Origin of the sequence: Streptomyces cinnamoneus (assembly GCF_002939475.1) — a bacterium.
In the GTDB taxonomy this organism is placed as follows: domain Bacteria; phylum Actinomycetota; class Actinomycetes; order Streptomycetales; family Streptomycetaceae; genus Streptomyces; species Streptomyces cinnamoneus_A.
Map to the genome: position 1 here is coordinate 1,405,668 of NZ_PKFQ01000001.1, position 22,848 is coordinate 1,428,515.

Here is a 22,848-nt window from a genome sequence, read left to right on the forward strand (position 1 = left end):
CGGAGATCCGGGGCGCCCCTTCGCCGTGGGCGCGGCGTGGCCGTCGCCCGTCGTACGGGTCGCGTTACGCGCCGCGCAGCACCGCGCCGGTGCGCTCGACGGCCTTGGCGACCGCGGCGTCACGGGCGGCCGAGGCCTCCTCCGCGGTCAGGGTGCGGTCGTCGGCGCGGAAGCGCAGGGCGTAGGCCAGCGACTTCTTGCCCTCACCGAGCTGGGTGCCGGTGAAGACGTCGAACAGGCGCAGCGACTCGAGCAGTTCGCCCGCGCCGTCCCGCAGGGCGGCCTCGACGTCGACGGCTGCGACCGAGGCGTCCACGACGAGGGCGACGTCCTGGGTGGCCACCGGGAAGGCGGACACGTGCGGCGCCTCGACGACCGGGGTGCCGGCCCGCTCCAGGCGGTCCAGGATGATCTCCATCGCGCAGGTGCGCTCCGGCAGGCCGAACGCCTTGGTGACGCGCGGGTGGAGCTCACCGGCGTTGCCGACGAGCACCTCCTCGCCGTCGACGACGGCGAGCAGCGCGGCGCAGCGGCCGGGGTGGAACGGCGCCTGCTGATCCTGGCGGACGATCAGCTCGACACCGGCCTCACGGGCGACGACGCGGCCCGCCTCGACGGCGTCCGCCCAGGTGGACGGGCGGCCCTTGCCCCACCAGCCGGCCTGCTCACGGGCGCCGGCGAGGACGACCGCGGCGTGGCGAGGCTGCTGCGGCAGCGCGGCGTCGAGGGCGGCGATCTCCTCGTCGGTGGGACGGCGGTCCACCGGCAGCCGGACCGGGGTGGGCTCGTCGCCGCTGCGGCGGAAGACCAGGCCCGTCTCGAAGAGGGCGAGGTCGTGCTCGCCCCGGCCGTCGTTGCGGCGCAGGGCGGCGAACAGCCCCGGCAGCAGCGTGGTGCGCAGCGCGGGCTCGGCGTCGGAGAGCGGGTTGACCAGCGTCACGGTGGCGCGGCGCGGGTCGTCGGCCTCCAGGCCCAGGTGGTCCAGGGCCCAGTCCCCGAGGAAGGGGTAGTTGAGGGCCTCGACGTAACCCGAGCCGGCCAGCGCCCGGCCGACCCGGCGGTGCAGTCGCTGGCGCCGCGTCAGGCCACGGCCGGCGGGCGGCTGGGGCAGGGTCGAGGGCAGGTTCTCATAGCCCTCGAGCCGGATGACCTCTTCCGCCAGGTCGTTGGGGTCGGTGAGGTCGGGACGCCAGCTGGGCACGGTGACGATCAGCTCGTCCTGCCCGTAGACGTCGCAGCCGACCTCCTGCAGGCGGCGCACCACGGTCTCGCGGCCGTACTCGACGCCGGCGACGCGGTCCGGGTGGTTCGCGTGCAGGGAGATGGTGCGCGGCCCGCTGGGGGCGACGATCTCGGTGACGCCGGCCTCGGCGGTGCCGCCCGCGAGCAGCACGAGCAGGTCGACGGTCCGCTGGGCGGCCGCGGAGGCGGCCTGCGGGTCGACACCGCGCTCGAAGCGCTTGGACGCCTCGGAGGACAGCTTGTGGCGGCGCGCGGCCCGGGCGATGGCGACCGGGTCGAAGTGCGCGGCCTCGATGACGACCTCGGTCGAGCCCTGGCCGTCGGCGGGGCCGGCGATCTCGGTCTCGGCACCGCCCATGACGCCGGCGAGCCCGATGGGGCCGCGCTCGTCGGTGATGACGAGGTCCTCGGCGTCCAGGACGCGCTTGGTGCCGTCGAGGGTGGTGAGCTTCTCACCGGCCCGGGCGCGGCGCACCCCGATCGCCCCGTCCAGACGGGCGCGGTCGTAGGCGTGCAGCGGCTGGCCCAGCTCGAGCATCACGTAGTTGGTGACGTCGACGGTCAGCGAGACCGGGCGCATGCCGGCCTTCTGGAGGCGGCGCTGGAGCCAGATCGGGGAGCGGGCCTCGGGGTCGAGACCGGTGACCGTGCGGGCGGTGAAGCGGTCGCAGCCGGTGGGGTCGGCGACCTGGACGGGGTAGCCGTAGCCGTTGGGCGCGGGCACGTCCAGCAGGGCCGGGTCGCGCAGCGGCAGGCCGTAGGCGGTGGCGGCCTCGCGGGCGATGCCGCGCATCGACAGGCAGTAGCCCCGGTCGGGGGTGACGGCGATGTCGAGGACGTCGTCGACGAGCTCCAGCAGCGCGACGGCGTCGGTGCCGACCTCGTGCTCGGGCGGCAGCACGATGATGCCGTGCGTGCCGTCGTCGCCCATGCCCAGCTCGTCGCCGGAGCAGATCATGCCGCGCGACATCCGGCCGTAGGTCTTGCGCTCGGCGATCGCGAAGTCGCCGGGCAGCACGGCGCCGGGCAGGGCCACGACGACCTTGTCGCCCACGACGAAGTTGCGGGCGCCGCAGACGATCTCCTGCGGCTCGCCGGTGCCGTTGGCCTGACCGACGTCGACGGTGCAGAAGCGGATCGGCTTGCGGAAGCCCTCGAGCTCCTCGATGGTGAGGACCTTGCCGACGACCAGGGGACCGGTCAGGTCGCTGCCGAGCCGCTCGACGCGCTCGACCTCAAGGCCGGCGGCGACGAGCTTGGCCTGCACGTCGCGGCCGGTCTCGCCGGCCGGCAGGTCGACGTATTCCCGCAGCCAGGAAAGCGGGGCGCGCATCAGATCTCCATCCCGAACGGCCGGGTGAAGCGCACGTCACCTTCGACCATGTCTCGCATGTCCTCGACGTTGTGGCGGAACATCAGCATTCGCTCGATGCCGAACCCGAAGGCGAAGCCGCTGTACTTCTCCGGGTCGATGCCCGCGGCCACCAGCACCCGCGGGTTGACCATGCCGCAGCCGCCCAGCTCGATCCAGCCCTCGCTGGAGCAGGTGCGGCACGCCTTCTCGGGGTCGCCGACCGACTCGCCGCGGCAGACGTAGCACTCCATGTCCAGCTCGGCGGAGGGCTCGGTGAAGGGGAAGTAGTTCGGGCGCAGCCGCGTGGTGAGGCCCTCGCCGAACAGCGAGCGCACCATGTGCTCGATGGTCCCCTTGAGGTCGGCCATGGTCAGGCCCTCGTCGATGGCGAGGAGCTCGACCTGGTGGAAGACCGGGGTGTGGGTGGCGTCCAGCTCGTCCGTGCGGTAGACGCGGCCCGGGCAGACCACGTAGACGGGCGGCTCGCGGTCGAGCATGGAACGCACCTGCACCGGGGAGGTGTGGGTGCGCAGGACGACGCCGGACTCGGCGGCCTTCTTGTCCTCGCCCTGGACGAAGAAGGTGTCCTGCATGGCGCGGGCCGGGTGGTCGGGCTCGAAGTTCAGGGCGTCGAAGTTGAACCACTCCGCCTCGACCTCGGGGCCCTCGGCGACCTCGTAGCCCATGGCCACGAAGACGTCCTCGATGCGCTCGCAGAGGGTGGTCAGGGGGTGCCGGGCGCCGGCCGGGGTGCGGTCGTAGGGCAGGGTGACGTCCACCGCCTCCTCGACCAGGACCCGGGCGTCGCGCTCGGCCTCCAGCTCCGCCTGCCGGGCGGCCAGGGCCTTGTTCACGGCACCGCGGGCCATGCCCACGCGCTTGCCGGCGTCGGCCTTGGCCTGCGGCGGCAGGGCGCCGATCTCACGGTTGGCGAGGGCGAGCGGAGAGCGGTCGCCCATGTGCGCGGCCTTGGCCTCGCGCAGGGCGTCGAGGTCGGCGGCCGCGGCGAAGGCGGCGAGCGCCTCGTCCCGCATGCGCTCGATCTCTTCCGGTTTCAGTGCCTCGACCTCGACAGGGTCGTACGACTTATTGGGTGCCGACATCTCTTCCCGTGCTTCCGAATTGTCCCCCAGCTACCGCTGGGAGGTGCCCCCAGGCTTCGCTTCGCTGCCCGGCGCGTGTCCGATGACGTTGGCCAAAGGTGGTGCCAAAGGTGCCAAAGGTCGAGTCTAAGGGGCGCGCGTGGTCGGATGAGCCCGTGGGCGGCGCTTCAGCCCTGGGTGAGGAAGGCCGGGGCGCCCACGGGCAGGGTAAACCGGAACTGCGCGCCGCCCCTGGCGGCCCGCCCCACCGTGATGGTTCCGCCGTGGGCCTCGACGATGCCCTTGACGATGTACAGGCCGAGGCCGGTGCCGCCGCGCTTGCTGCCCCGCCAGAAGCGGGTGAAGACGCGGGCCATCGACTCCTCGGGGATTCCGGGGCCCTCATCGCTCACGGTGACCGCCGTCCCCTCCGTCCGGGCCTTCGTCACTGCCGGTGACACCTCTATGGTGACGCGTCCCTCGCCGTGGCGCACCGCGTTTTCCAGGAGGTTGCCGAGGACCTGGTCGACCTTGTCCGGGTCCGCCCAGAGCGCGGGCAGTTCCTCGGCGACCTCGAGCCGGAAACGGTCGCGGGGCAGGCCTGCCCGGACGTAGGTCTCCACGTGCCGTAAGACCGCGGCGGCCATGTCGACGGGCTGCCGGCGGACCTCCAGCCGTCCGGAGTCGATCCGGGAGATGTCCAGCAGCTCGGCGATCAGACGGGTGACCCGGTCGGCGTCGGCGTCGACGGTCTCCAGCATCAGCCGCTTCTGGTCGTCGGTGAACCGCTCCCACTTGGCCAGCAGCGTCGCCGTGAAGCCCTTGACGGACGTCAGCGGGGAGCGCAGCTCATGGGCGACGGTGGCGATCAGCTCGGCGTGGCTGCGCTCGGCGCGGCGGCGCGCCTCGGTGCCGCGCAGCTGGACCACGACGCGCACCACGGGCCCGCCCGGCCGCTCCCGGACGTAGCGGGCGGAGACCAGCACCTGGCGGCCGCCGGGCAGCAGGAGGTTCCGCTCGGGCTGGCCGCTGCGGGTGGCGAGCCCCCCGTAGGGATCGGTCAGCGCCCACCAGCGCCTGCCGTCCAGGTCCTCCAGCGGCAGGGCGCTCTCCAGCGGGCGCCCCACGGCGTCGGCGGGGCGCAGCCCCGTGATGCGGGCCGCGGCGGCGTTGAAGCACGTGACGCGCTGGGCGGCGTCGGCCACGACCAGGCCGTCGGGCAGGTCGTCGGGGTGCAGCCCCAGGCCGGGCGAGGCGGATGGACAGATTCCGGCCATGCTTCCGGCCGTCCCCACCTTCATCACCGCACCCCCTCCCTGACCCCCGGAGCGCCACCCTACTAGCTGGAGGTCACGGAGCGGCACCCTCCGGACGCGCGCTGCGCACGAGCGGAGGCGTACAGGCACACCGCGGCGGCCGTCGCGAGGTTCAGGCTCTCCGCCTTGCCGTGGATCGGTACCCGCACCACCGCGTCGGCCAGGGCGCGGGTCTCCTCCGGCAGGCCCCAGGCCTCGTTGCCGAAGACCCAGGCGGTGGGGCCGCCCATGGTGCCCTCGTCGAGCTCGCCGTCCAGGTCCCGCTCCCCCGCGCCGTCGGCGGCCAGGATGCGCACCCCGGCGTCGCCCAGGCCCCGCACGGCCTGCTCGACGGGGACGCCCACGGCGACCGGCAGGTGGAAGAGCGAGCCGACGGAGGCGCGCACGGACTTGGGGTTGTACAGGTCCACCGAGGCGTCGGTGAGCACGACCGCGTCGGCCCCGGCGGCGTCCGCGCAGCGCAGGACCGTGCCGGCGTTGCCGGGGTCGCGTACGTGCGCGAGGACCGCCACCAGCTTGGGGCGGGCGGCGAGGATCTCCTCGAAGGGCGAGTCGAGGAAGCGGCAGACACCCACGAGGCCCTGCGGGGTCACGGTCTGCGAGAGGTCGGCGATCACGTCGTCGGTGGCCAGGTGGAAGCGCACCCCGGCGGCGCGGGCCGCACCGACGATCTCCGCGTGCCGCTCGGCGGCCTCGACGGTGGCGAAGAGCTCCACCAGCGTCGGCTCGCCGGCGCTGCGGTGGTCGATCGCCTCGCGCACGGCCTGCGGGCCCTCGGCGATGAACCGGCGCTCCTTGACCCGGAAACTGCGCTTGGCCAGCCGGCGGGCGGCGATGACGCGGGGGGAGCGCGGGGAGATCAGCTCGGGGGTGCCCATGGGCGGCGGCTCACTTCTCACTGGGGTGGGGTCCTACGGCCGTGGCCGGCCGCGCGGAGCGGGTGGCAAACGGCAGCGGACCCGCAAGGCCCCGGGGGCCTGCGGGTCCGCTCGATGCCGTGGAGGGCGCCGGATCAGGCGGCGGCCTTCGGGGCGTTGACGTCGGCCGGCAGCGCCTTCTGCGCGACCTCGACGAGCGCGGCGAACGCGTTGATGTCGTTGACCGCGAGCTCGGCCAGGATCTTGCGGTCCACCTCGATGTTGGCGGCCTTCAGACCCTGGATGAGGCGGTTGTACGTCATGCCGTTCTGGCGGGCAGCGGCGTTGATGCGCTGGATCCACAGCTGACGGAAGTCGCCCTTGCGCTTCTTGCGGTCGTTGTAGTTGTAGACCAGGGAGTGGGTGACCTGCTCCTTGGCCTTGCGGTACAGACGCGACCGCTGGCCGCGGTAACCGCTGGCCTGCTCGAGGATCGCCCGGCGCTTCTTGTGCGCGTTGACTGCGCGCTTGACGCGTGCCACTTGTTAACTCCTTGTAGCGGGGCCGTGGTCAGTTCTCACACGGCCCGGAATCGATTGGGTCCCGGTGCGGACGTTTCGGCGCGGTGGCGCCGGACGTCACTTGCCGAGAAGCTTCTTGATCTTCGCGGCGTCGGCCGGGGCCATCTCGGCGTTGCCGGTGAGGCGACGCGTCAGGCGGGACGACTTGTGCTCGAGCAGGTGGCGCTTGCCAGCGCGCTCACGCAGCACCTTGCCGGAGCCGGTGACCTTGAAGCGCTTCTTGGCACCGCTGTGCGTCTTGTTCTTCGGCATAGCGCCGTTCTCTCCTCGTCGGTGGCACTCCCCCGAGCCCGTGAGTGGGCGCATGGGAGCGTCATCTTGTTCGGGTTGCTTCCCGGGGCGGTCCGCCCCGGAGCGATCCGGGGCCGCGTGCGACCCCAGGGATCACGCCTCTGCGGGCTCCTCGGCGGCGTCCGCGCTGGACCCGCCCTGGCGCTCCGCCTTGCGGGCGGCCTGCGCCTCGCGGGCCTCGGCCATCGCCTCGGTCTTCTTCTTGTGCGGACCGAGAACCATGATCATGTTGCGGCCGTCCTGCTTGGGGTTCGACTCCACGAAACCCAGCTCCTGGACATCCTCCGCGAGCCGCTGCAGCAGTCGGTAGCCCAGCTCGGGCCGGGACTGCTCGCGACCACGGAACATGATCGTGATCTTGACCTTGTCGCCCTGCTTGAGGAACCGGACGACGTGACCCTTCTTGGTGTCATAGTCGTGCGGGTCGATCTTCGGCCGGAGCTTCATCTCCTTGATGACCGTGTGCGCCTGGTTCTTGCGCGCCTCACGGGCCTTCATGGCCGACTCGTACTTGAACTTCCCGTAGTCCATGAGCTTGCAGACCGGCGGGCGTGCGTTCGCCGCCACCTCGACCAGGTCGAGGTCGTACTCCTGCGCAAGCTCCAGGGCCTTGGCAAGCGGCACGATGCCGACCTGCTCGCCACTGGGACCGACAAGTCGCACCTCGGGGACGCGGATCCGGTCGTTGATGCGGGGCTCGGCGCTGATGGGGCCTCCTCGGTAGCACCACGTGACGCCCTCGCGGGCGGCCACGTAACGTCTTTTCGTAAAGACCAACCGCGCCGACGCACAAAAAATGCCCCGACGGGACACAGGCGGGGCTCCATGAAACCGGAACACCGCCACGGCGAGCCGCGGGGCGCATCGGGCAGCTCCATCGTCCGTACGGAACGATGGCCGCTACCTGACCGGAGACCTGCCGACCTGTGGTCGGCGAGGTGGGAGAACGGAGCTCCACTTGTGGGCCGGGCACAGGAGCACCCAGCCGGTCGATCCACCACACTAGCAGCTGTGGAGCAGGCGTGCTAACCGGTGGCGAACCGATACGCCACCGGGACGTATCGTGGGCGCCATGAGCGACGCGACCCCCAGCAACGACTCCTCCGCCGACACCCCCGGCGAGGGCACCCCCGACTTCGACACCATGACCCGCGACATCGCGGACGTCCCGGCGGTCGAGGTGATCACCACGGTCGCGGTGCACCTGATGAGCGCGGCGGCGGTCAACCTGGGCCTCGCCGAGGAGGGCGAGCAGCACAAGGACCTGGACGAGGCCCGCAAGCTGATCACCGCCCTGGCCGGGCTGGTGACCGCGAGCGCCACCGAGGTCAGCAACTTCCACGCGGCCCCGCTGCGCGACGGCCTGAAGTCCCTCCAGCTGGCCTTCCGCGAGGCGTCCGTCGTGCCGGACGAGCCGGGCCAGGGGCCGGGCGAGAAGTTCACGGGGCCCGTGTACGGCTGAGCCCCACCGAGCGGGAGCGGCCGCGGGCCGCAGGAACGAAGGCGGAAGGAACGGGGGCCGGACCGCAAGCCGGTCCGGCCCCCGTTCCTTCCGCCTCAGGACGGTCCGCCCTCGGGCGGTCGGATGCGGCCGTCAGGCCCGGCCGCCGAAGTGCGGCCGGTCCGGCCGGCCCTCGCCCGGACCCGCCAGGGGCTCCGGCGCCGCCAGCTCGTCCGCGGAGACGGCGAGGCTGTGGGGCGGATGGGTCACCCGGTGGGCGTAGGCGGCCAGCGCGCCGCCGATGAGCGGGGCGATGATGAACAGCCACAGCTGTGACAGCGCCGGCCCGCCCGCGAAGAGGGCGGGCCCCAGGCTCCGGGCCGGGTTGACGGAAGTGCCCGTCAGCGGGACGCCCACGATGTGCACCACGGCCAGTGCCACGCCGATGGCCAGCCCGCCGAAGCCCATGAGGGCCACCCGGTGGGTGACCGCGAGCACCACGAAGACCAGCAGGAAGGTCATCACGACCTCCGCGAGGAACGCGCCGCCCGTGTTCAGGTGCACGTTCGAGCGGTCGGCGAAGCCGTTGCTGCCGAAGGCGCCGTGCGTCTTCAGCCCCGGCACCTGCTTGGCGAGCAGGAAGAGGATCGCCGCGCCGACGATGCCGCCCAGCAGCTGGGCGATCCAGTACTCGATCGCCGTGTGCAGGGTGATGCGCCGCTCCATCAGCATGCCGAGCGTCACCGCCGGGTTGACGTGGCAGCCCGACACTGGGCCCAGGGCGTACGCGAGGGCCAGCAGGGTGAAGCCGAAGGCCAGCGCGATGCCGAGCACGCCGATGTAGTCGGCGGCGAGGACCACGGAGCCCACGGCGAAGAACACCAGCAGCAGCGTTCCGAGGAATTCGGACGTGATGGCCCTGGTCGTCACCGGGTCGAGGTGGGCCAGGTCCAGCTTCACGTTCTTCAGGGCGTCCATGGCGACCTCCTGAGGATCTCGTGGACCGTCCTTAGGCATTGTCGGACGATCTCTCCCCGGGCGCCTGTCGAGGAGCCCGGCGCGACGCGCGCGCCGGTCCCTCTCAGCGGCTGAAGAGCGCCTCTCCCGGAACGGTCGCCTCCGCCGGCAGCAGGGCGAGGTCCAGGCCCTTGACCAGCCGTGCCCGCAGCACCTCGTCGCCGGCCAGGCCCTCCGCGACGCGGCGCACCACGTCGGGCGCCGGGGCGCCGGGGGCCAGGGTGAGGGCCAGGGTGCCGTCGGCCTCGCGGGACGGCGTGAGGTGGGCGCGTAGCACCGCGGGCTCGTCCTCCAGCACCGCGCGCAGGGCGCCGGTGACGGCGGGGTCGGCCAGCGGGTCCGCGCTGTCGCGTCCCTCGGCCAGCGCGAGCAGCGCGGCACCGGTCAGGGGGTAGGTCACCGGGCCGGCCAGGTCGAGGACGATCGTGTCGGCCTTCTCGTGCGCGGCCGCCTGGAGCGCCTGGTGCAGCGGTACGGCCACGGGCCGGGCGTCCGCGCGCCAGCGGGCGAGCGTCCCGGTGGAGGTGAACGCCGGCAGCGCCCGGCGGCCGTCGGGCGCCTGGAGCGTCGGCACGGCCATGTCGCTGGTCTTCTCGCGCTTGAGACCGTCCTCCCCGGTCTCCACCTCGCCGAGCACGGCCACCACGGGTACGAGCAGCCGCGCGCCCGTCAGCGCGGCGAGGACCCGCCGCTCGGCCTCCGGGTCCGTCCGGTCGGCCCCCCAGGCGGCGAGCGCCTCGGTGAGGGCGGCGTCGGCGGAGCCGTCGTCGTCGGAGAAGCCGGGGTCGGGGATGTTCTTGAGCGCCACGGGCCGAGCCTATCCGGCGCGGGCGCCGGGCCGTGGGGCGGGTTGACCCCCGCGCAGGGGCCCGGCCGGGCGGCGGCGAAGGGCGCGGGGAGCCTGCCCCGCGCCGGCGCCGGCGGGACGCGCGGTGGCGCGGCCGCGGCACGGTGAGCGCGCCGGGCGGGCCCGCAAGCGTCGGCGTGTGGCGTGTGGCGTGGCCGACGGTGGCATGGCCGTGCGGCGGGGGCGCGGCACGGTGAGCGCCCCGTACGGCACGAGACGGCCCGGCGTCCGATGCCTCGGAGGCCGCCCGGGTCCCGCGCGGAGCCGGCGGACGGCGCCCTACCGCTGGAGGAAGGCCCGCCGGGGCGCGCCGGCCGTCTTCTCCCGCCGGCGTCTGCGGTCCAGCACCGCGGCGGCCGCCAGCAGGGCCACGCCCGCGCCGCCCGCCGCGAGGGCCGGGCCGCCGAGGGGGGCGCCGCCGGTGTGCCGCGGGCCGGGGCGGGGCCCGGCGCCGAAGTAGCGCGGGGCCGGTGCCGTGGCGCCCCGCGCGGCCACGCCGCCCCGCGTCGCCGCGGTCACGGCCGCCGCCGCGTCCACCAGGCCGGCGCCCAGCTCGTCGCTGCGCCCGCCCGGCGGCGCGTCCTGCGCGGTGCGGGTCAGCAGCTCGCGGACCTGCGCCGGGGCGAGGCCCGGATCGGCCGCCCTGACCAGGGCGACGACCCCGGAGACGAAGGCGGACGCGGCGCTCGTGCCCCAGCCCTCGTAGTAGCGGCGGTCGGGGTCGGCGATCACCACGTCGACGCCCGGCGCGCTGACGGTGGCGTACCAGCGGCGGGTGGAGAAGGAGGCGTGGGCGCCGTAGCGGTCGACGGCGGTCACGGCGATCACGCCGGGATAGGCGGCCGGGTAGGAGACGTGGTCGCCGTGCTCGCCGCCGTTGCCGGCCGAGGCGACCACGACCGCCCCCTTGCGCAGCGCGTACTGCACGGCGGCGTCCTCGCGCGGCTCGGGGTGGGCGGTGTCGCTGTCGTCGCCGAGGGACAGGTTGATCACGTCGGCGCCGTGGTCGGCCGCCCAGCGGATGCCGTCGGCGAGGGCGGCGCCCCGCGCGCCGCGGGCCTTGGCCCGGGCCGGGTCGCCGTCCTCGAGGATGACCCGCACCGGCAGGATCCGGGCGTCCGGGGCGACGCCCATGACGCCGTCCGCGTCGTCCGGGCCGTGTCCGCGCCCGGCGACGATGCCCGCCATCGCGGTGCCGTGTCGCGCCCACGCCCGGTCGCCCGGGCCCGCGCCGAAGCCGATCAGGTCCTTGCCCGGCAGCACCCGGCCCCGGAGGTCCGGGTGCCCCTCGTCGACCCCGGTGTCGAGCACCGCGACGGTGACGCCGGCCCCCTTGGTCGTCCCCCACGCCTCGTGGACCCGCACCGAGTCGAGGCCCCACTCCTGCGCGCGTATGGCGTCGGCGCGCGCGGGCCCGGCCATGAGGACGGCGAGGGCGACGCCGGCGGAGAGGGCGCCCAGGGCCCGCCGGGCGGTGCGCGCCCTCATCCTTCGTCCTCGCGCGCCGTCCGGTGGGTGGCGTCGCGGTATCCGCGTGCCACGCGCTCGGCGAGGGCGGTGGCGTCGTGGCCGAGGCCGGCCTGGGCCGCGGTCGTGGCGGCGCCGGGGGCCGTCGCGCGCACGGCCGGCTGGGGCGGGACGCCGGCGCGACCGTCCGCGAAGCCGGTGACGGAGTAGACGACGGCGGGGGTGTCGGTGAGCACGTCGATGCGCCAGCTGGCGCGCTGGGCGTCGCCGAAGCGGGCGGCGGCGGTACCGCGCGGGGCGTACGGGCGGGGCATCAGGTCCGTTCGCTCGTCGAGGTTCTCGTCGGCGAAGCGCTTGCGCAGGGCGCGCATGCCGGACGGGTCCGCGTCGGTGACGAGCAGTCCGACGGTGGTCACACTCGTCGAGGTGGCGTCGGTGTAGGTGGCGCGCAGCAGGCGCTTGCAGCCGACGGGGGCCAGGGCCTTGGCCAGCAGCGGGTCGAAGGCGCCGGTGCAGCCCTCGGCCGGGGCGACGCCCGTGCGCGTCCAGTCCCGGTCGGCGCCGCCGGGCCCGGCCGCGCCGCCGTGCACCGCCACGGGGAACAGCTCGTCGACGGGCAGGGTCTGCCAGAGGGTGGCCCCGCGCTCGTACGCCGCCTGCGCCGTGGTCCGGTCGTGCGGCCCGCCGGTGACCCAACTCCCGGCGGCCGCCCCGGCTATGAGGCCGACGCCCAGAATCGTGCAGACCGCGGCCGCGACGTTCCGGCCCGGCGCGGCGGGGACGCCGGAGACCGCCGGGGGGCCGGAGACCGCCGGAGGCGACGACGGCATCGGGGGGACGTGGACGGGGGCGGGGCGCCGCGGCACGGCATCCGCTTCGGTGCTCACCCTGCGCTCCCCTCGCGAACCGGCCCGCGGTGCCGCCGTATCGCGCTATACCGCCGTATTCGGACATCCCACCCGCGGCCCTGGGGGCGGGCGTGCGGCGCCACTTTACGGTGCGCACGAGGGCGGGTGCCATTCGCCCGCGTCCCACCTCTACCCAGCGCGATTCCGCTCTGGCAGGCTGCCCGCCATGTCGTCCGACCGAGTGCGTTACGACCGGGCCACCGCTCATCTGGACGCCCCGCTGGCGGTGGTCGACCTGGCGGCGTTCGACGCCAACGCCGCCGACCTGGTGCGGCGGGCCAGGGGCAAGCCGGTGCGGGTGGCCACCAAGTCCGTGCGCTGCCGGGCCCTGTTGGACCGGGTGCTGGCGCGCGACGGCTTCGCGGGCGTGATGAGCCACACCCTCGCCGAGTCGCTGTGGCTGGCGCGCTCGGGCCTGGAGGACGTGCTGCTGGCCTATCCCTCAGCCGACCGCGCCGCGTTCGCGGAGCTGACGTCGGACGCCAAGCTGGCGCGCGCGGTGACGGTGACGGTGGACGACCCGGCGCAGCTGGCGCTGGTGGACGCGGCGCGGGCCGGCCGCGAAGAGGTACGGGTGTGCCTGGAGTTGGACACCTCGCTGCGGCTGCTCGGCGGCAGGTTACGGATCGGGGCATTACGCTCACCGCTGGGCGAACCGGAGCAACTGGCCGAGCTGGCCCGGGCCGTCGACCGCCGCCCCGGCTTCCGGCTGGTGGGCCTGATGGCGTACGAGGCGCACGTGGCCGGCGTGGGCGACGCCCCCGCCGGCCGGCCGCTGCGCGCCCGGGGGATCCGGCTGATGCAGTCGGCCGCCCGGCGGCAGCTGGCCGCCCGGCGCGCGGAGGCCGTCCGGGCGGTCCGGGCGGTGGCGGAGCTGGAGTTCGTCAACGGCGGCGGTACGGGCAGCGTCCAGCACACCGCGGCCGAGGCGGCGGTGACGGAGGTGGCGGCCGGCTCGGGCCTGTACGCGCCCCGGCTCTTCGACGACTACGCCTCGTTCGCCGCCCGCCCGGCCGCTCTCTTCGCCCTGCCCGTGGTGCGCCGCCCGGGGGTGGGTGTGGTGACCGTCCTCGGCGGGGGCTACCCGGCCTCGGGCGTGCCCGGGCCGGACCGGCTGCCGGTGCCCCACCTTCCGGCGGGGCTGCGGCACGCCCCGCGGGAGGGGGCCGGGGAGGTGCAGACGCCGCTGCTGGGCACGCCCGCGGACGACCTGCTGATCGGCGACCGGGTGTGGTTCCGGCACGCGAAGGCGGGCGAGCTGTGCGAGCGCTTCGCCGCGCTGCACCTGATCGACGGGGAGCGGGTGGTGGACACCGTCCCCACCTACCGGGGCGAGGGCCACGCGTTCCTGTGACCCCCGGCCCCGCGCCCGCTCAGGGCCGGACGTCCCGTCAGAAGGCCCGGTCCACCTGGTCGGCGATGACGGAACCGTCGGCGCGCTTCACCGGCACCTTCGAGCCGTCGGCGGCCGTCGCGCCGGTCGTCGAGCACGGGTACGTCCCCGACTTGCGCGGCATCGGCTCGATGAACATCGGGTTGGCCACCCAGCGGCCGTCCGCGTCGTCGTAGGCGCGGCACATCAGCTCGGCCTTGTTGCGGTTGACGGCGACGTGGGCGCCGGTCGCGTCGTTCACGAACGTCACGTCGGTGTCGGCGTCGCCCGCGCCGAGGGCGATGCGGTGGGAGAAGTCCTGCTGCTGCCAGGCCTTCGCGCCCTTGATCTTGAAGATCTCCTGGTTGATCACGCAACGCTTGCCGTCCATGTACGGGATGGCCTCGCCGGCCCCGTCCGCGACGTCGCCGCAGCCCTTGACGCCCGTGGTGAGGCGGCCGTGCTCGACGATGCTGCGGATGCCGACGGTGTGCTTGCGGTCCAGGCCGACACCGCTGGACCACGCCTCGGCGATGGGCTCGGAGGAGGCCGAGATGATGTAGACGTCGAAGCCGGCCGCCTTGAGGGTGCGGATCAGGTCCTTCTGCTGGTCGTAGTAGCGGACGTAGCCGGCGATCGTGTGGGTGCCGACGGTCTGCTTCGCCCCGACCGGGGCGGCCAGCTGCTCGGCCCGGGCCCGCTTGGCGAAGGAGGTGAGGGCGGCGGGGGTGTGACCGGCGAAGAGCTGGGGGATCCACGCGTAGGCGGGGACCGTGCGCCGGTGGTTCCAGTCGCCGGCGAAGGCCGCCTCGCCGCTCATGGTCTGCGACTTCTCGCGGATCTCGAAGATCTCGTCGGTGCAGGCGGTGTTCTTCGAGGTGGGCAGGGGGTGGCCGACGGGCACCGAGGTGCCGCACGCCTTGGTGAGCGCGCGGTCGGCGGCCGGGGTGAGCCACTTGCTGGTGTCGCTCCAGTGCTTGGGCCGCAGGATCTTGTCGTGCTTGAGGGACCAGGCGAGGGTCGCGTCGGTGATGTCGTTCTTGACGACCGTGTTGTCCCAGTCGAAGGCGGCGACGGGACGGGCGCCGCCCCGCTTGCCGGAGCAGGTGCCCCGCTCGTCGATCATCTTCTGCAGCTTGGCGCGGTTGTCGCCGAACCACGGGGTGTTCTTGTCGAGCTGCGGGCAGTTCGGACGGGCCGTCAGGGCGGCGGAGGCCGGGGTCGCGGCGGTGGCGGGGACCGAGGCGGCGAGGGCCGCGACGGCAGCGAGGCCGGCGACGATGGCGGACTTGGTGCGCATGAGCTCTCTTTGGTGCGGGGACGGCTGGAGGCGCGCCGGGACCGGACCGCGCATACCGGCCCCCGGTCCCGGCGTCTGATCATGGACCCTACAGCGGGGTCACGTAGGCGCCCGCGATGCCTCCGTCGACGAGGAACTCGGCGGCGTTGACGAAGGACGAGTCGTCGCTGGCGAGGAAGGCGACCGCGGCGGCGATCTCCTCCGGTTCGGCGAAGCGCCCCACGGGGACGTGCACCAGCCGGCGCGCGGCCCGCTCGGGGTCCTTGGCGAACAGCTCCTTGAGCAGGGGGGTGTTCACGGGCCCCGGGCAGAGGGCGTTGACGCGGATGCCCTCGCGGGCGAACTGCACGCCCAGCTCGCGGGACATGGCCAGCACGCCGCCCTTGGAGGCGGTGTAGCTGATCTGTGAGGTGGCGGCGCCCATCACGGCGACGAAGGACGCGGTGTTGATGATGGAGCCCTTGCCCTGCCGCTGCATGTAGGGCAGTGCCGCCTTGCAGCACAGGTAGACGGAGGTGAGGTTGACCTCCTGGACGCGCTTCCAGGCGTCGAGCCCGGTGGTGAGGATGGAGTCGTCGTCGGGCGGCGAGATGCCGGCGTTGTTGAAGGCGACGTCGACGGAGCCGTAGGTGTCGTAGGCGGTCTTGAAGAGCGCCTCGACCTGCTCGGCGTCGGTGACGTCGACCTGGACGAAGAGCCCGCCGACCTCGTCGGCCGCGGCCTTGCCGGCGCTCTCGTCGATGTCGGCGCACACGACGTGGGCGCCCTCGGAGGCCAGGCGCCGTGCGGTGGCCAGGCCGATGCCGCTGCCGGCTCCGGTGATGACGGCCGTGCGTCCGACGAGACGGCGGCAGACGGGGGTCTGGTCGGTCACTTGGTCTCCTCCAGGGGGTCGATGGCGATGAACACGTTCTTGGTCTCGGCGAAGGCGGCCAGCGCGCCCGGGCCCAGTTCCCGGCCGAGGCCGGACTGCTTGAAGCCGCCGAAGGGCGTCCAGTAGCGGACGCTGCTGTGGGAGTTGACGGAGAGGTTGCCGGCGGCGACGGCCCGGGAGAGGCGCAGGGCGCGGGAGACGTCCCGGGTCCAGATCGAGCCGGACAGCCCGTAGTCGGTGGCGTTGGCGAGGCGGACGGCCTCGGCCTCGTCCTCGAAGGGGATGACCACGGCGACCGGCCCGAAGACCTCCTCGGTGGCGACGCGGTCGTCCGGGGCGGCTTCGAGGACGGTGGCGGGGTACCAGAAGCCCTTGCCGGCCGGCGCCTCGCCTCGGATGGCGGCCGGTGCGTCCTCGGGCACGTACCCGCGCACGCGCTCCCGCTGCGCGGCGGAGATCAGCGGCCCCATCTGCGTGGCGGGGTCGGCCGGGTCGCCCGTGACGAAGGACTTCACGGCCGGCTCCAGCAGCTCCATGAACCGGTCGTAGACCCGGCGCTGGACGAGGATGCGGCTGCGGGCGCAGCAGTCCTGTCCGGTGTTGTCGAGGAAGGCGCCGGGAGCGGCGGCGGCCGCCCGCTCGACGTCGGCGTCCGCGAAGACGATGTTGGGGCTCTTGCCGCCGAGTTCGAGGGTCACGCGCTTCACGCCCGCCGCGCACTTGGCCATGATCTGCTTGCCGACAGCGGTGGATCCGGTGAAGACGACCTTGGCGACGCCCGGGTGTTCGACGAGGGCGGCGCCGGCGACCGGGCCCCGGCCCGGCAGGACCTGGAAGAGCCCCTCGGGCAGCTGGGCCTCCAGGGCCAGCTCCGCGAGCCGCAGGGCGGTCAGCGGGGTGGTCTCGGCCGGTTTGAGCAGGACGGCGTTGCCGGCGGCGAGGGCCGGGGCCAGGCCCCAGGCCGCGATCGGCATGGGGAAGTTCCACGGGGCGATGACGGCGACGACGCCGAGCGGCTCGTGGAAGGTGACGTCCAGCCCGCCGGCCACGGGGATCTGGGCGCCGGTCAGGCGCTCGGCTCCCCCGGCGGCGTAGTCGAGCAGGTCGCGGACGTTGCCGGCCTCCCAGCGGGCGTTGCCGATGGGGTGGCCCGCCTCGCGGACCTCCAGAAGGGCGAGTTCCTCCAGGTGGGCGTCGACGGCCGCGGCGAAGCGCCGCAGCGCGCGGGCGCGGTCGCCGGGGGCCAGGGCCGCCCAGGCCGGCTGGGCCGCGGCCGCCCGCCGGACGGCCGCGTCCACGTCCCGCGCGGTGGAGTCGGGGACGGTGGCGACGACTTCTTCGGTCGCCGGGTTGAGGATGTCCAAGGTGCGGTCCTCACATCCGCTCGAAGGAGCGGAAGCGCTCCCAGTCCGTGACGGCGGCGTCGTAGGCGTCCTGCTCGACGCGCGCCATGTTCAGGTAGTGCTCGACGACCTCGTCGCCGAAGGCCGCCCGTGCGAGGGGGCTCTCCTCCCACAGCTTCGCGGCGTCGCGCAGCGTGGCGGGGACGTGCCGGGCGTCGCCGGAGTAGGCGTTGCCGGTGCACGCCTCGGGCAGCTCCAGCTCGTGCTCGACGCCGTGGAGCCCGGCGGCGACCATGCCGGCGACGGCGAGGTAGGGGTTCACGTCGCCGCCGGGGAGCCGGTTCTCGAACCGGTGGGAGGGCCCGTGGCCGACCACGCGCAGGGCGCAGGTGCGGTTGTCGGGGCCCCAGGCGACGGCCGTGGGGGCGAAGGAGCCGGGGCGGAAGCGCTTGTAGGAGTTGATGTTCGGCGCGTAGAGGAGCGTGAAGTCGCGCAGCGCGGCCAGCTGCCCGGCGAGGAAGTGCCGCATCAGCTTGGACATGCCGTACGGGCCGGAGTCGTCGGCGAGCACCGGTGTTCCGGCCTCGTCGCGCAGCGAGAGGTGGATGTGGCAGGAGTTGCCCTCGCGCTCGTCGTACTTGGCCATGAAGGTCAGGGCCATGCCCTCCTGGGCGGCTATCTCCTTGGCCCCGGTCTTGTAGACGACGTGCTGGTCGCAGGTGGTGAGCGCCTCGTCGTAGCGGAAGGCGATCTCGTGCTGGCCCAGGTTGCACTCGCCCTTGGCGGACTCGACCGTCATGCCGGCGGCGCCCATCTCGTTGCGGATGCGGCGCAGTACGGGCTCGACGCGGCCGGTGCCGAGGACGGAGTAGTCGATGTTGTACTGGTTGGCCGGGGTCATGCCGCGGTAGCCGCGGTTCCAGGCGTCCTCGTAGGTGTCCTTGAAGAGCATGAACTCCAGTTCCGTGCCCGCGTAGGCCGTCCAGCCGTGCTCGGCGAGCCGGCCGAGCTGGCGGCGCAGGATCTGCCGCGGCGAGGCGAGGACGGGTGAGCCGTCGTGCCAGGCGAGGTCCGCGGTGATGAGTGCGGTGCCGGGGTTCCACGGCGTGCGGCGGAGGGTGGCGGTGTCGCCGTGCAGGGCGAAGTCTCCGTAGCCGCGTTCCCACGAGGCCATGGTGTAGCCGCCGACGGTGTTCATGTCGGCGTCCACGGCGAGCAGGTAGTTACAGCCCTCGGTGCCGTGCTCCAGGGCGTCGTCGAGGAAGAACCGGGCGGCGAACCGCTTCCCCTGGAGCCGTCCTTGCATGTCCGTGAAGGCCAGGACGACAGTGTCGATCTCCCCGGTGTCCACGAGCCCGCGCAGCTCGTCGACCGTGAGCGGGGGCATGCGGTCTGCCACGTATTGCCTCCTGTCGGTGCGACTGGAGGTCATAAGGTAGGCCGGTAGACCATTGATTGGGAAGGGGGTCCGATGAACGAGCATGCGGCGGACCGGCTGGCGCCGGTGCTGCGGCCGGTGCGCGCGGGCAACGGGTTCGAGGAGGCTCTGGCCCAGATACTCCAGATCGTGCGGCTGGGCCTGGTCGGTCACGGGGAAAGGCTGCCCGCCGAGCGGGAGTTGGCGGAGCGGCTGCAGATCAGCCGGGTGACGCTGCGCGAGGTGCTGAAGGTGCTCCACGACCAGGGGCTGGTGGAGAGCAGACGGGGCCGCTACGGCGGCACCTTCGTCCTGGCCCCGGCCGCGGCGGGCGAGGAGGAGCTGCGCCGCCGGGTGGCGGCGGTCGACGTCGAGGACGTGCTGCGCTTCCGCGAGGTGCTGGAGGTGGGCGCGGCGGGGCTGTGCGCCGCGCACGGCCTGGCCGGCGAGCGCGCCGTGCGGCTGCGCGAGGCGCTGGCCGCCACGCACGACGCGCCGCTGGCCGACTACCGCCGACTGGACACGATGCTGCACCTGACCCTGGCGGAACTGTCCGGTTCCCCCTCGCTGGCCGCGCAGTACGCGGCGGTGCGGGCCTCGGTCAACGAACTGCTGGACTGCATCCCGCTGCTGGTGCGCAACCTCGAACACTCCCAGCGCCAGCACACCGCGCTGGTGGAGGCGGTCCTGGCCCAGGACGCGGACGAGGCGCGCGAGGTGATGCGGGAGCACTGCTGCGGCACGGCGGCGCTGTTGCGCGGCTTTCTGACCTGAGACGAACGAGACGGGGTGTTGCTCGTGGGGCGTATGTCCCAGGAGCGACGGTGTCGTGAGGACGCGTAACGCGGGATTTACGCACGGGGGTTGCCTTTCCGTCGCACACACGGCAAAGGTATGGCGCAAAACCTTTGCCTGAGTGTTCCCTCAGCGGTCCCTCGGCGTCCTCACGTCCCCCCAGGCAGGAGCGGCTCATGGCCGATCGCACGGACTCCCCCAGCGCACCCTCCGCCACCGGGGACGGCGGCGCCGAGGACTATCTGGAGAAGCGCACCCTGCGCCGGGGCAGCGCCGGGCCCCTCCTGCTCACCGGGCTGGGCGTGGCCTACGTCGTCTCCGGCGACTTCTCGGGCTGGAACTACGGCCTCGCGCACGGCGGTTTCGGCGGACTGGCCGTCGCCGCCGTGCTGATGGGCCTGATGTACACCTGCATGGTCTTCGCCCTCGCCGAACTGGCCGCCATCCTCCCCACCGCGGGCGGCGGCTACGGCTTCGCCCGCAGGGCGCTCGGCCCATGGGGCGGCTTCCTGACCGGCACGGCCATCCTCATCGAGTATGTCCTCGCACCCGCCGCCATCTCCCTCTTCATCGGCGACTACGTCGAGTCGCTGCACCTGTTCGGGCTCACCTCCGGCTGGCCCGTGTACCTCGCCTGCTTCGTCGTCTTCATCGGCATCCACCTGTGGGGCGTGGGCGAGGCCCTGCGCTTCAGCTTCGTGGTGACCGGCATAGCGGTGGCCGCCCTGATCGTCTTCGCCGCGGGCGCCTTCACCGACTTCGACGCCGGACGGCTCGACGACATCCCCGTCGACCCGGACGCCTTCGGGGCCTCGTCCTGGCTGCCGTTCGGCCTCCTCGGCATCTGGGCGGCCTTCCCGTTCGGCATGTGGTTCTTCCTCGGCGTCGAGGGCGTGCCGCTGGCGGCGGAGGAGACCAGGGACCCGGCGCGCACGCTCCCCAGGGCCATGGCCACGTCCATGGGCATCCTGCTGCTGCTGGCCCTGCTGACCTTCCTCGCCACCACCGGCGCCGGCGGTGCGGAGGCGATGAAGGACGCGGGCAACCCGCTGGTCGCCGCGCTGGAGGGCGACGGGCACGGCCGGGTCCTGGCCCGCGTCGTCAACTACGCGGGCCTCGCGGGCCTGGTGGCCTCCTTCTTCTCCCTCATCTACGCCGGGTCGCGCCAGCTCTTCGCCCTCTCCCGGGCCGGCTACCTCCCCCGCTTCCTCTCCCTCACCAGCCGCCGCAAGGCCCCCTGGCTGGGCCTGCTGGTGCCCGGCGCCCTCGGCTTCGCCCTGGCGGCCGCGAGCGGCGACGGGGCGCGGATGCTCAACGTCGCGGTCTTCGGCGCCACCATCTCCTACGCGCTGATGTCGCTCTCCCACATCGTGCTGCGCCGCCGCGAGCCGCGGCTGGCCCGGCCCTACCGCACCCCGGGCGGGACGGCGACGTCGGCGGTGGCGTTCGTCCTGGCCTGCTCCGCGCTGGTGGCCACGTTCCTGGTGGACGTCACCGCCGCCTTCATCGCCCTGGGCGTCTACGCCGTCGCCGCCGCCTACTTCGCCCTCTACAGCAGGCACCGGCTGGTCGCCGGCGCGCCGGAGGAGGAGTTCGCCGCACTGGCCGCGGCGGAGGCGGAGCTGACAGGAGAATGAGCGGGAACGAGGAAAGGACAAGGGAATTGGACGCGCCGGAACACAGGCCCCTCATCGGTGTCACCACCTATCTGACCCGGGCGCGCTGGGGAGTGGCCTGGGACCTGCCCGCCACCCTCCTGCCCGCCGCCTACCCGGCCTACGTCCAGCGGGCCGGCGGCCTCGCCGTGATGCTGCCGCCCGACGACCCGGCGTCCGCCGCGGCGGTCCTCCACCGCCTCGACGGCCTCGTCCTCGCCGGCGGCGAGGACCTGGACCCGGCCCTGTACGGCGCCCGCCCGCACCCCCGCGCCGGGACGCCCGTACCCGAGCGCGACCGCTGGGAACTGGCCCTGCTCGACGTCGCGCTGCGCCGCGGCCTGCCGGTGCTCGGCATCTGCCGGGGCATGCAGCTGATGAACGTCCACGCGGGAGGCACGCTCTGCCAGCACCTCCCCGACGAGGTGGGCCACGACCGCCACAACCCCGTCCCCGGCACCTTCACCGACCACACGGTCACCCCGGTCCCGGGCACGCGGACCGCCGGCCTGCTGTCCGGCCCGCTGGCGGTGGCCACGCAGCACCACCAGTCCGTGGACCGCCTCGGCACCGGTCTCGTCGCGACCGCCCACGCCGAGGACGGCACCGTGGAGGCGCTGGAGTACCCGGGCAAGCCCTTCGCGCTGGCGGTGCAGTGGCATCCGGAGGCACGGGACGACCTGCGACTGGTGAGGGGACTCGTGCGGGCGGCCACGCGTGAGGCGTGACGGCCGTCAGCCGGCCGTCAGCCCCAGCAGGTCCCGGGCCGGCCCCGCGGGACGGTGTCCCGTCGGCCACACCGCCCGCAGCGCCCGGCGCAGGGAGAGCCCCGCCACGGGGATCTCCACCAGGCGCCGGGCGGCCAGCTCCTCCCCGATCGCCAGCTCGCTCAGCACCGACGGGCCCGCCCCGCCGACCACCGCCGCCTTCGCCGCCGTCGTCGACGCCAGCTCCAGCAGCGGCGCGGCCGGGCCGCCCGACCCCGCCAGCGCGGCGTCGAGGACCTGGCGGGTGCCCGAGCCGCGCTCGCGCAGGATCAACGGGGCGGCCGCCAGCTCCGCCACCTCCAGCGGCCCGCGGCGCCGTGCCCACGGGTGCCCCGGCGCCGTGACGACGACGAGCCGGTCGTGACCGATGACCGTCCCGTCCAGGCCGGACGGCACGTCCAGCCCCTCGACGAAGCCCAGGTCGGCCTCCCCCGACAGCAGCCGCTCCGCCACGGCGGCCGAGTTCCCCGCCAGCAGCGACACGGCCAGCCCCGGCCGCAGCGTGCGCAGCGCGACGAGCCAGCCGGGCAGCAGGTACTCCGCGATGGTCATGCTCGCGGCCACCCGCAGCCGCGAGTCACGGCGGGTCCGCAGCGCCTGCGCCCCCGCGTCGAACGCCTCGGCCGCCTCGACGACGCGCCGCGCCCAGTCGGTGACCAGCACCCCGGACGGGGTGAGCTGGGAGCCGCGCGGGGAGCGCTCGACGAGCGCGACGCCCAGCAACCGCTCCATGCTGCGCACCCGGCCGCTCGCCGCGGGCTGGGTGATGCCGAGCTCCCGCGCGGCCCGGCCGAGGCTGCCCAGCCGGGCGACGGCGAGCAGCAGCTCCAGCGACCCCAGGTCGGGGACCCGGTGCGCGAGCGGCGACGGCGGCTGCTCCCTGGCGCTCATAACGCCAGCTTATGTCCTCATAGCACCATGG

The 22,848-nt window shown here is 74.0% G+C and carries 21 protein-coding genes; 5 read left to right on the top strand and 16 right to left on the bottom strand.

Annotated features, from left to right (window positions below):
* Positions 1–64: 64 nt before the first annotated feature.
* The 7 genes from pheT to infC all read right to left on the bottom strand — a co-directional run bounded on the left by pheT (position 65) and on the right by infC (position 7,476).
* Positions 65–2,575: a phenylalanine--tRNA ligase subunit beta gene (gene pheT, locus CYQ11_RS05600; protein WP_099202173.1), complete on the bottom strand. Its 2,511-nt coding sequence runs from the start codon at positions 2,573–2,575 to the stop codon at positions 65–67.
* Positions 2,575–3,699 carry a phenylalanine--tRNA ligase subunit alpha gene (gene pheS / locus CYQ11_RS05605; protein ID WP_099202172.1) on the bottom strand — a complete coding sequence of 375 codons (1,125 nt, stop codon included), beginning with the start codon at positions 3,697–3,699 and terminating at the stop codon, positions 2,575–2,577. Before pheS ends, pheT begins: the two co-directional genes overlap by 1 nt.
* Positions 3,700–3,866: 167 nt before the next feature.
* Positions 3,867–4,979, bottom strand: a complete 1,113-nt coding sequence (locus CYQ11_RS05610; RefSeq protein ID WP_099202171.1) for a sensor histidine kinase — start codon at positions 4,977–4,979, stop codon at positions 3,867–3,869.
* Between the two features lie 38 nt (positions 4,980–5,017).
* Positions 5,018–5,872, bottom strand: a complete 855-nt coding sequence (locus tag CYQ11_RS05615) for a TrmH family RNA methyltransferase (RefSeq protein ID WP_099202170.1) — start codon at positions 5,870–5,872, stop codon at positions 5,018–5,020.
* Between the two features lie 134 nt (positions 5,873–6,006).
* Positions 6,007–6,393 carry a 50S ribosomal protein L20 gene (gene rplT / locus CYQ11_RS05620; protein WP_030493496.1) on the bottom strand — a complete coding sequence of 129 codons (387 nt, stop codon included), beginning with the start codon at positions 6,391–6,393 and terminating at the stop codon, positions 6,007–6,009.
* A 96-nt stretch (positions 6,394–6,489) separates the two neighbouring features.
* Entirely contained in the window at positions 6,490–6,684 is a 195-nt protein-coding gene (gene rpmI / locus CYQ11_RS05625; protein WP_099202169.1) for a 50S ribosomal protein L35, read from the bottom strand.
* A 132-nt stretch (positions 6,685–6,816) separates the two neighbouring features.
* Positions 6,817–7,476, bottom strand: a complete 660-nt coding sequence (infC, locus tag CYQ11_RS05630) for a translation initiation factor IF-3 (RefSeq protein WP_099202168.1) — start codon at positions 7,474–7,476, stop codon at positions 6,817–6,819.
* A gap of 319 nt (positions 7,477–7,795) precedes the next feature.
* Between infC and CYQ11_RS05640 the strand changes: the two genes are divergently transcribed.
* Positions 7,796–8,185: a DUF1844 domain-containing protein gene (locus tag CYQ11_RS05640; RefSeq protein WP_099202233.1), complete on the top strand. Its 390-nt coding sequence runs from the start codon at positions 7,796–7,798 to the stop codon at positions 8,183–8,185.
* Between the two features lie 132 nt (positions 8,186–8,317).
* Here the strand turns inward: CYQ11_RS05640 and CYQ11_RS05645 are convergent, their stop codons facing one another.
* The 4 genes from CYQ11_RS05645 to CYQ11_RS05660 form a co-directional block, all read right to left on the bottom strand.
* The gene (locus CYQ11_RS05645) at positions 8,318–9,142 is read right to left on the bottom strand and encodes an MIP family channel protein (RefSeq protein WP_099202167.1); all 825 of its coding nucleotides are present in this window, start codon (positions 9,140–9,142) and stop codon (positions 8,318–8,320) included.
* Between the two features lie 103 nt (positions 9,143–9,245).
* Positions 9,246–9,989, bottom strand: coding sequence for an SseB family protein (locus CYQ11_RS05650; protein ID WP_099202166.1), 744 nt, complete (start codon positions 9,987–9,989; stop codon positions 9,246–9,248).
* Positions 9,990–10,307: 318 nt separating this feature from the next.
* Positions 10,308–11,516, bottom strand: a complete 1,209-nt coding sequence (gene mycP / locus CYQ11_RS05655; protein WP_099202165.1) for a type VII secretion-associated serine protease mycosin — start codon at positions 11,514–11,516, stop codon at positions 10,308–10,310.
* Positions 11,513–12,382 (bottom strand): hypothetical protein, encoded by an 870-nt coding sequence (locus CYQ11_RS05660; protein ID WP_099202164.1) that lies wholly within the window; start codon positions 12,380–12,382, stop codon positions 11,513–11,515. Before CYQ11_RS05660 ends, mycP begins: the two co-directional genes overlap by 4 nt.
* Before the next feature lie 187 nt (positions 12,383–12,569).
* Between CYQ11_RS05660 and CYQ11_RS05665 the strand changes: the two genes are divergently transcribed.
* Entirely contained in the window at positions 12,570–13,757 is a 1,188-nt protein-coding gene (locus CYQ11_RS05665; RefSeq protein ID WP_398780502.1) for an alanine racemase, read from the top strand.
* Positions 13,758–13,794: 37 nt separating this feature from the next.
* On the opposite strand, the gene CYQ11_RS05670 is transcribed toward CYQ11_RS05665, so the two are convergent.
* The 4 genes from CYQ11_RS05670 to CYQ11_RS05685 all read right to left on the bottom strand — a co-directional run bounded on the left by CYQ11_RS05670 (position 13,795) and on the right by CYQ11_RS05685 (position 18,691).
* Positions 13,795–15,075, bottom strand: a complete 1,281-nt coding sequence (locus CYQ11_RS05670) for an HAD family hydrolase (protein ID WP_099202163.1) — start codon at positions 15,073–15,075, stop codon at positions 13,795–13,797.
* A gap of 88 nt (positions 15,076–15,163) precedes the next feature.
* Positions 15,164–15,949, bottom strand: coding sequence for a 3-oxoacyl-ACP reductase (locus CYQ11_RS05675; RefSeq protein ID WP_099202162.1), 786 nt, complete (start codon positions 15,947–15,949; stop codon positions 15,164–15,166).
* The gene (locus tag CYQ11_RS05680; protein ID WP_099202161.1) at positions 15,946–17,313 is read right to left on the bottom strand and encodes an aldehyde dehydrogenase family protein; all 1,368 of its coding nucleotides are present in this window, start codon (positions 17,311–17,313) and stop codon (positions 15,946–15,948) included. The genes CYQ11_RS05675 and CYQ11_RS05680 overlap by 4 nt, the downstream gene beginning before the upstream one ends.
* A gap of 10 nt (positions 17,314–17,323) precedes the next feature.
* The gene (locus CYQ11_RS05685) at positions 17,324–18,691 is read right to left on the bottom strand and encodes a glutamine synthetase family protein (RefSeq protein WP_099202160.1); all 1,368 of its coding nucleotides are present in this window, start codon (positions 18,689–18,691) and stop codon (positions 17,324–17,326) included.
* A 72-nt stretch (positions 18,692–18,763) separates the two neighbouring features.
* Here CYQ11_RS05685 and CYQ11_RS05690 point away from each other — a divergent pair, with 72 nt between their 5' ends.
* The 3 genes from CYQ11_RS05690 (at position 18,764) to CYQ11_RS05700 (ending at position 21,887) form a co-directional block, all read left to right on the top strand.
* On the top strand, positions 18,764–19,483 hold the full coding sequence (locus CYQ11_RS05690) for a FadR/GntR family transcriptional regulator (protein ID WP_099202159.1): 720 nt from the start codon (positions 18,764–18,766) through the stop codon (positions 19,481–19,483).
* 197 nt (positions 19,484–19,680) lie between these two features.
* The gene (eat, locus tag CYQ11_RS05695) at positions 19,681–21,141 is read left to right on the top strand and encodes an ethanolamine permease (RefSeq protein WP_099202158.1); all 1,461 of its coding nucleotides are present in this window, start codon (positions 19,681–19,683) and stop codon (positions 21,139–21,141) included.
* Positions 21,142–21,167: 26 nt separating this feature from the next.
* A complete protein-coding gene (locus CYQ11_RS05700; protein WP_398780504.1) occupies positions 21,168–21,887 on the top strand; it encodes a gamma-glutamyl-gamma-aminobutyrate hydrolase family protein in 720 nt (239 codons plus the stop codon).
* A gap of 6 nt (positions 21,888–21,893) precedes the next feature.
* On the opposite strand, the gene CYQ11_RS05705 is transcribed toward CYQ11_RS05700, so the two are convergent.
* Positions 21,894–22,817, bottom strand: coding sequence for a LysR family transcriptional regulator (locus tag CYQ11_RS05705; RefSeq protein WP_099202156.1), 924 nt, complete (start codon positions 22,815–22,817; stop codon positions 21,894–21,896).
* Between the last annotated feature and the right edge of the window lie 31 nt (positions 22,818–22,848).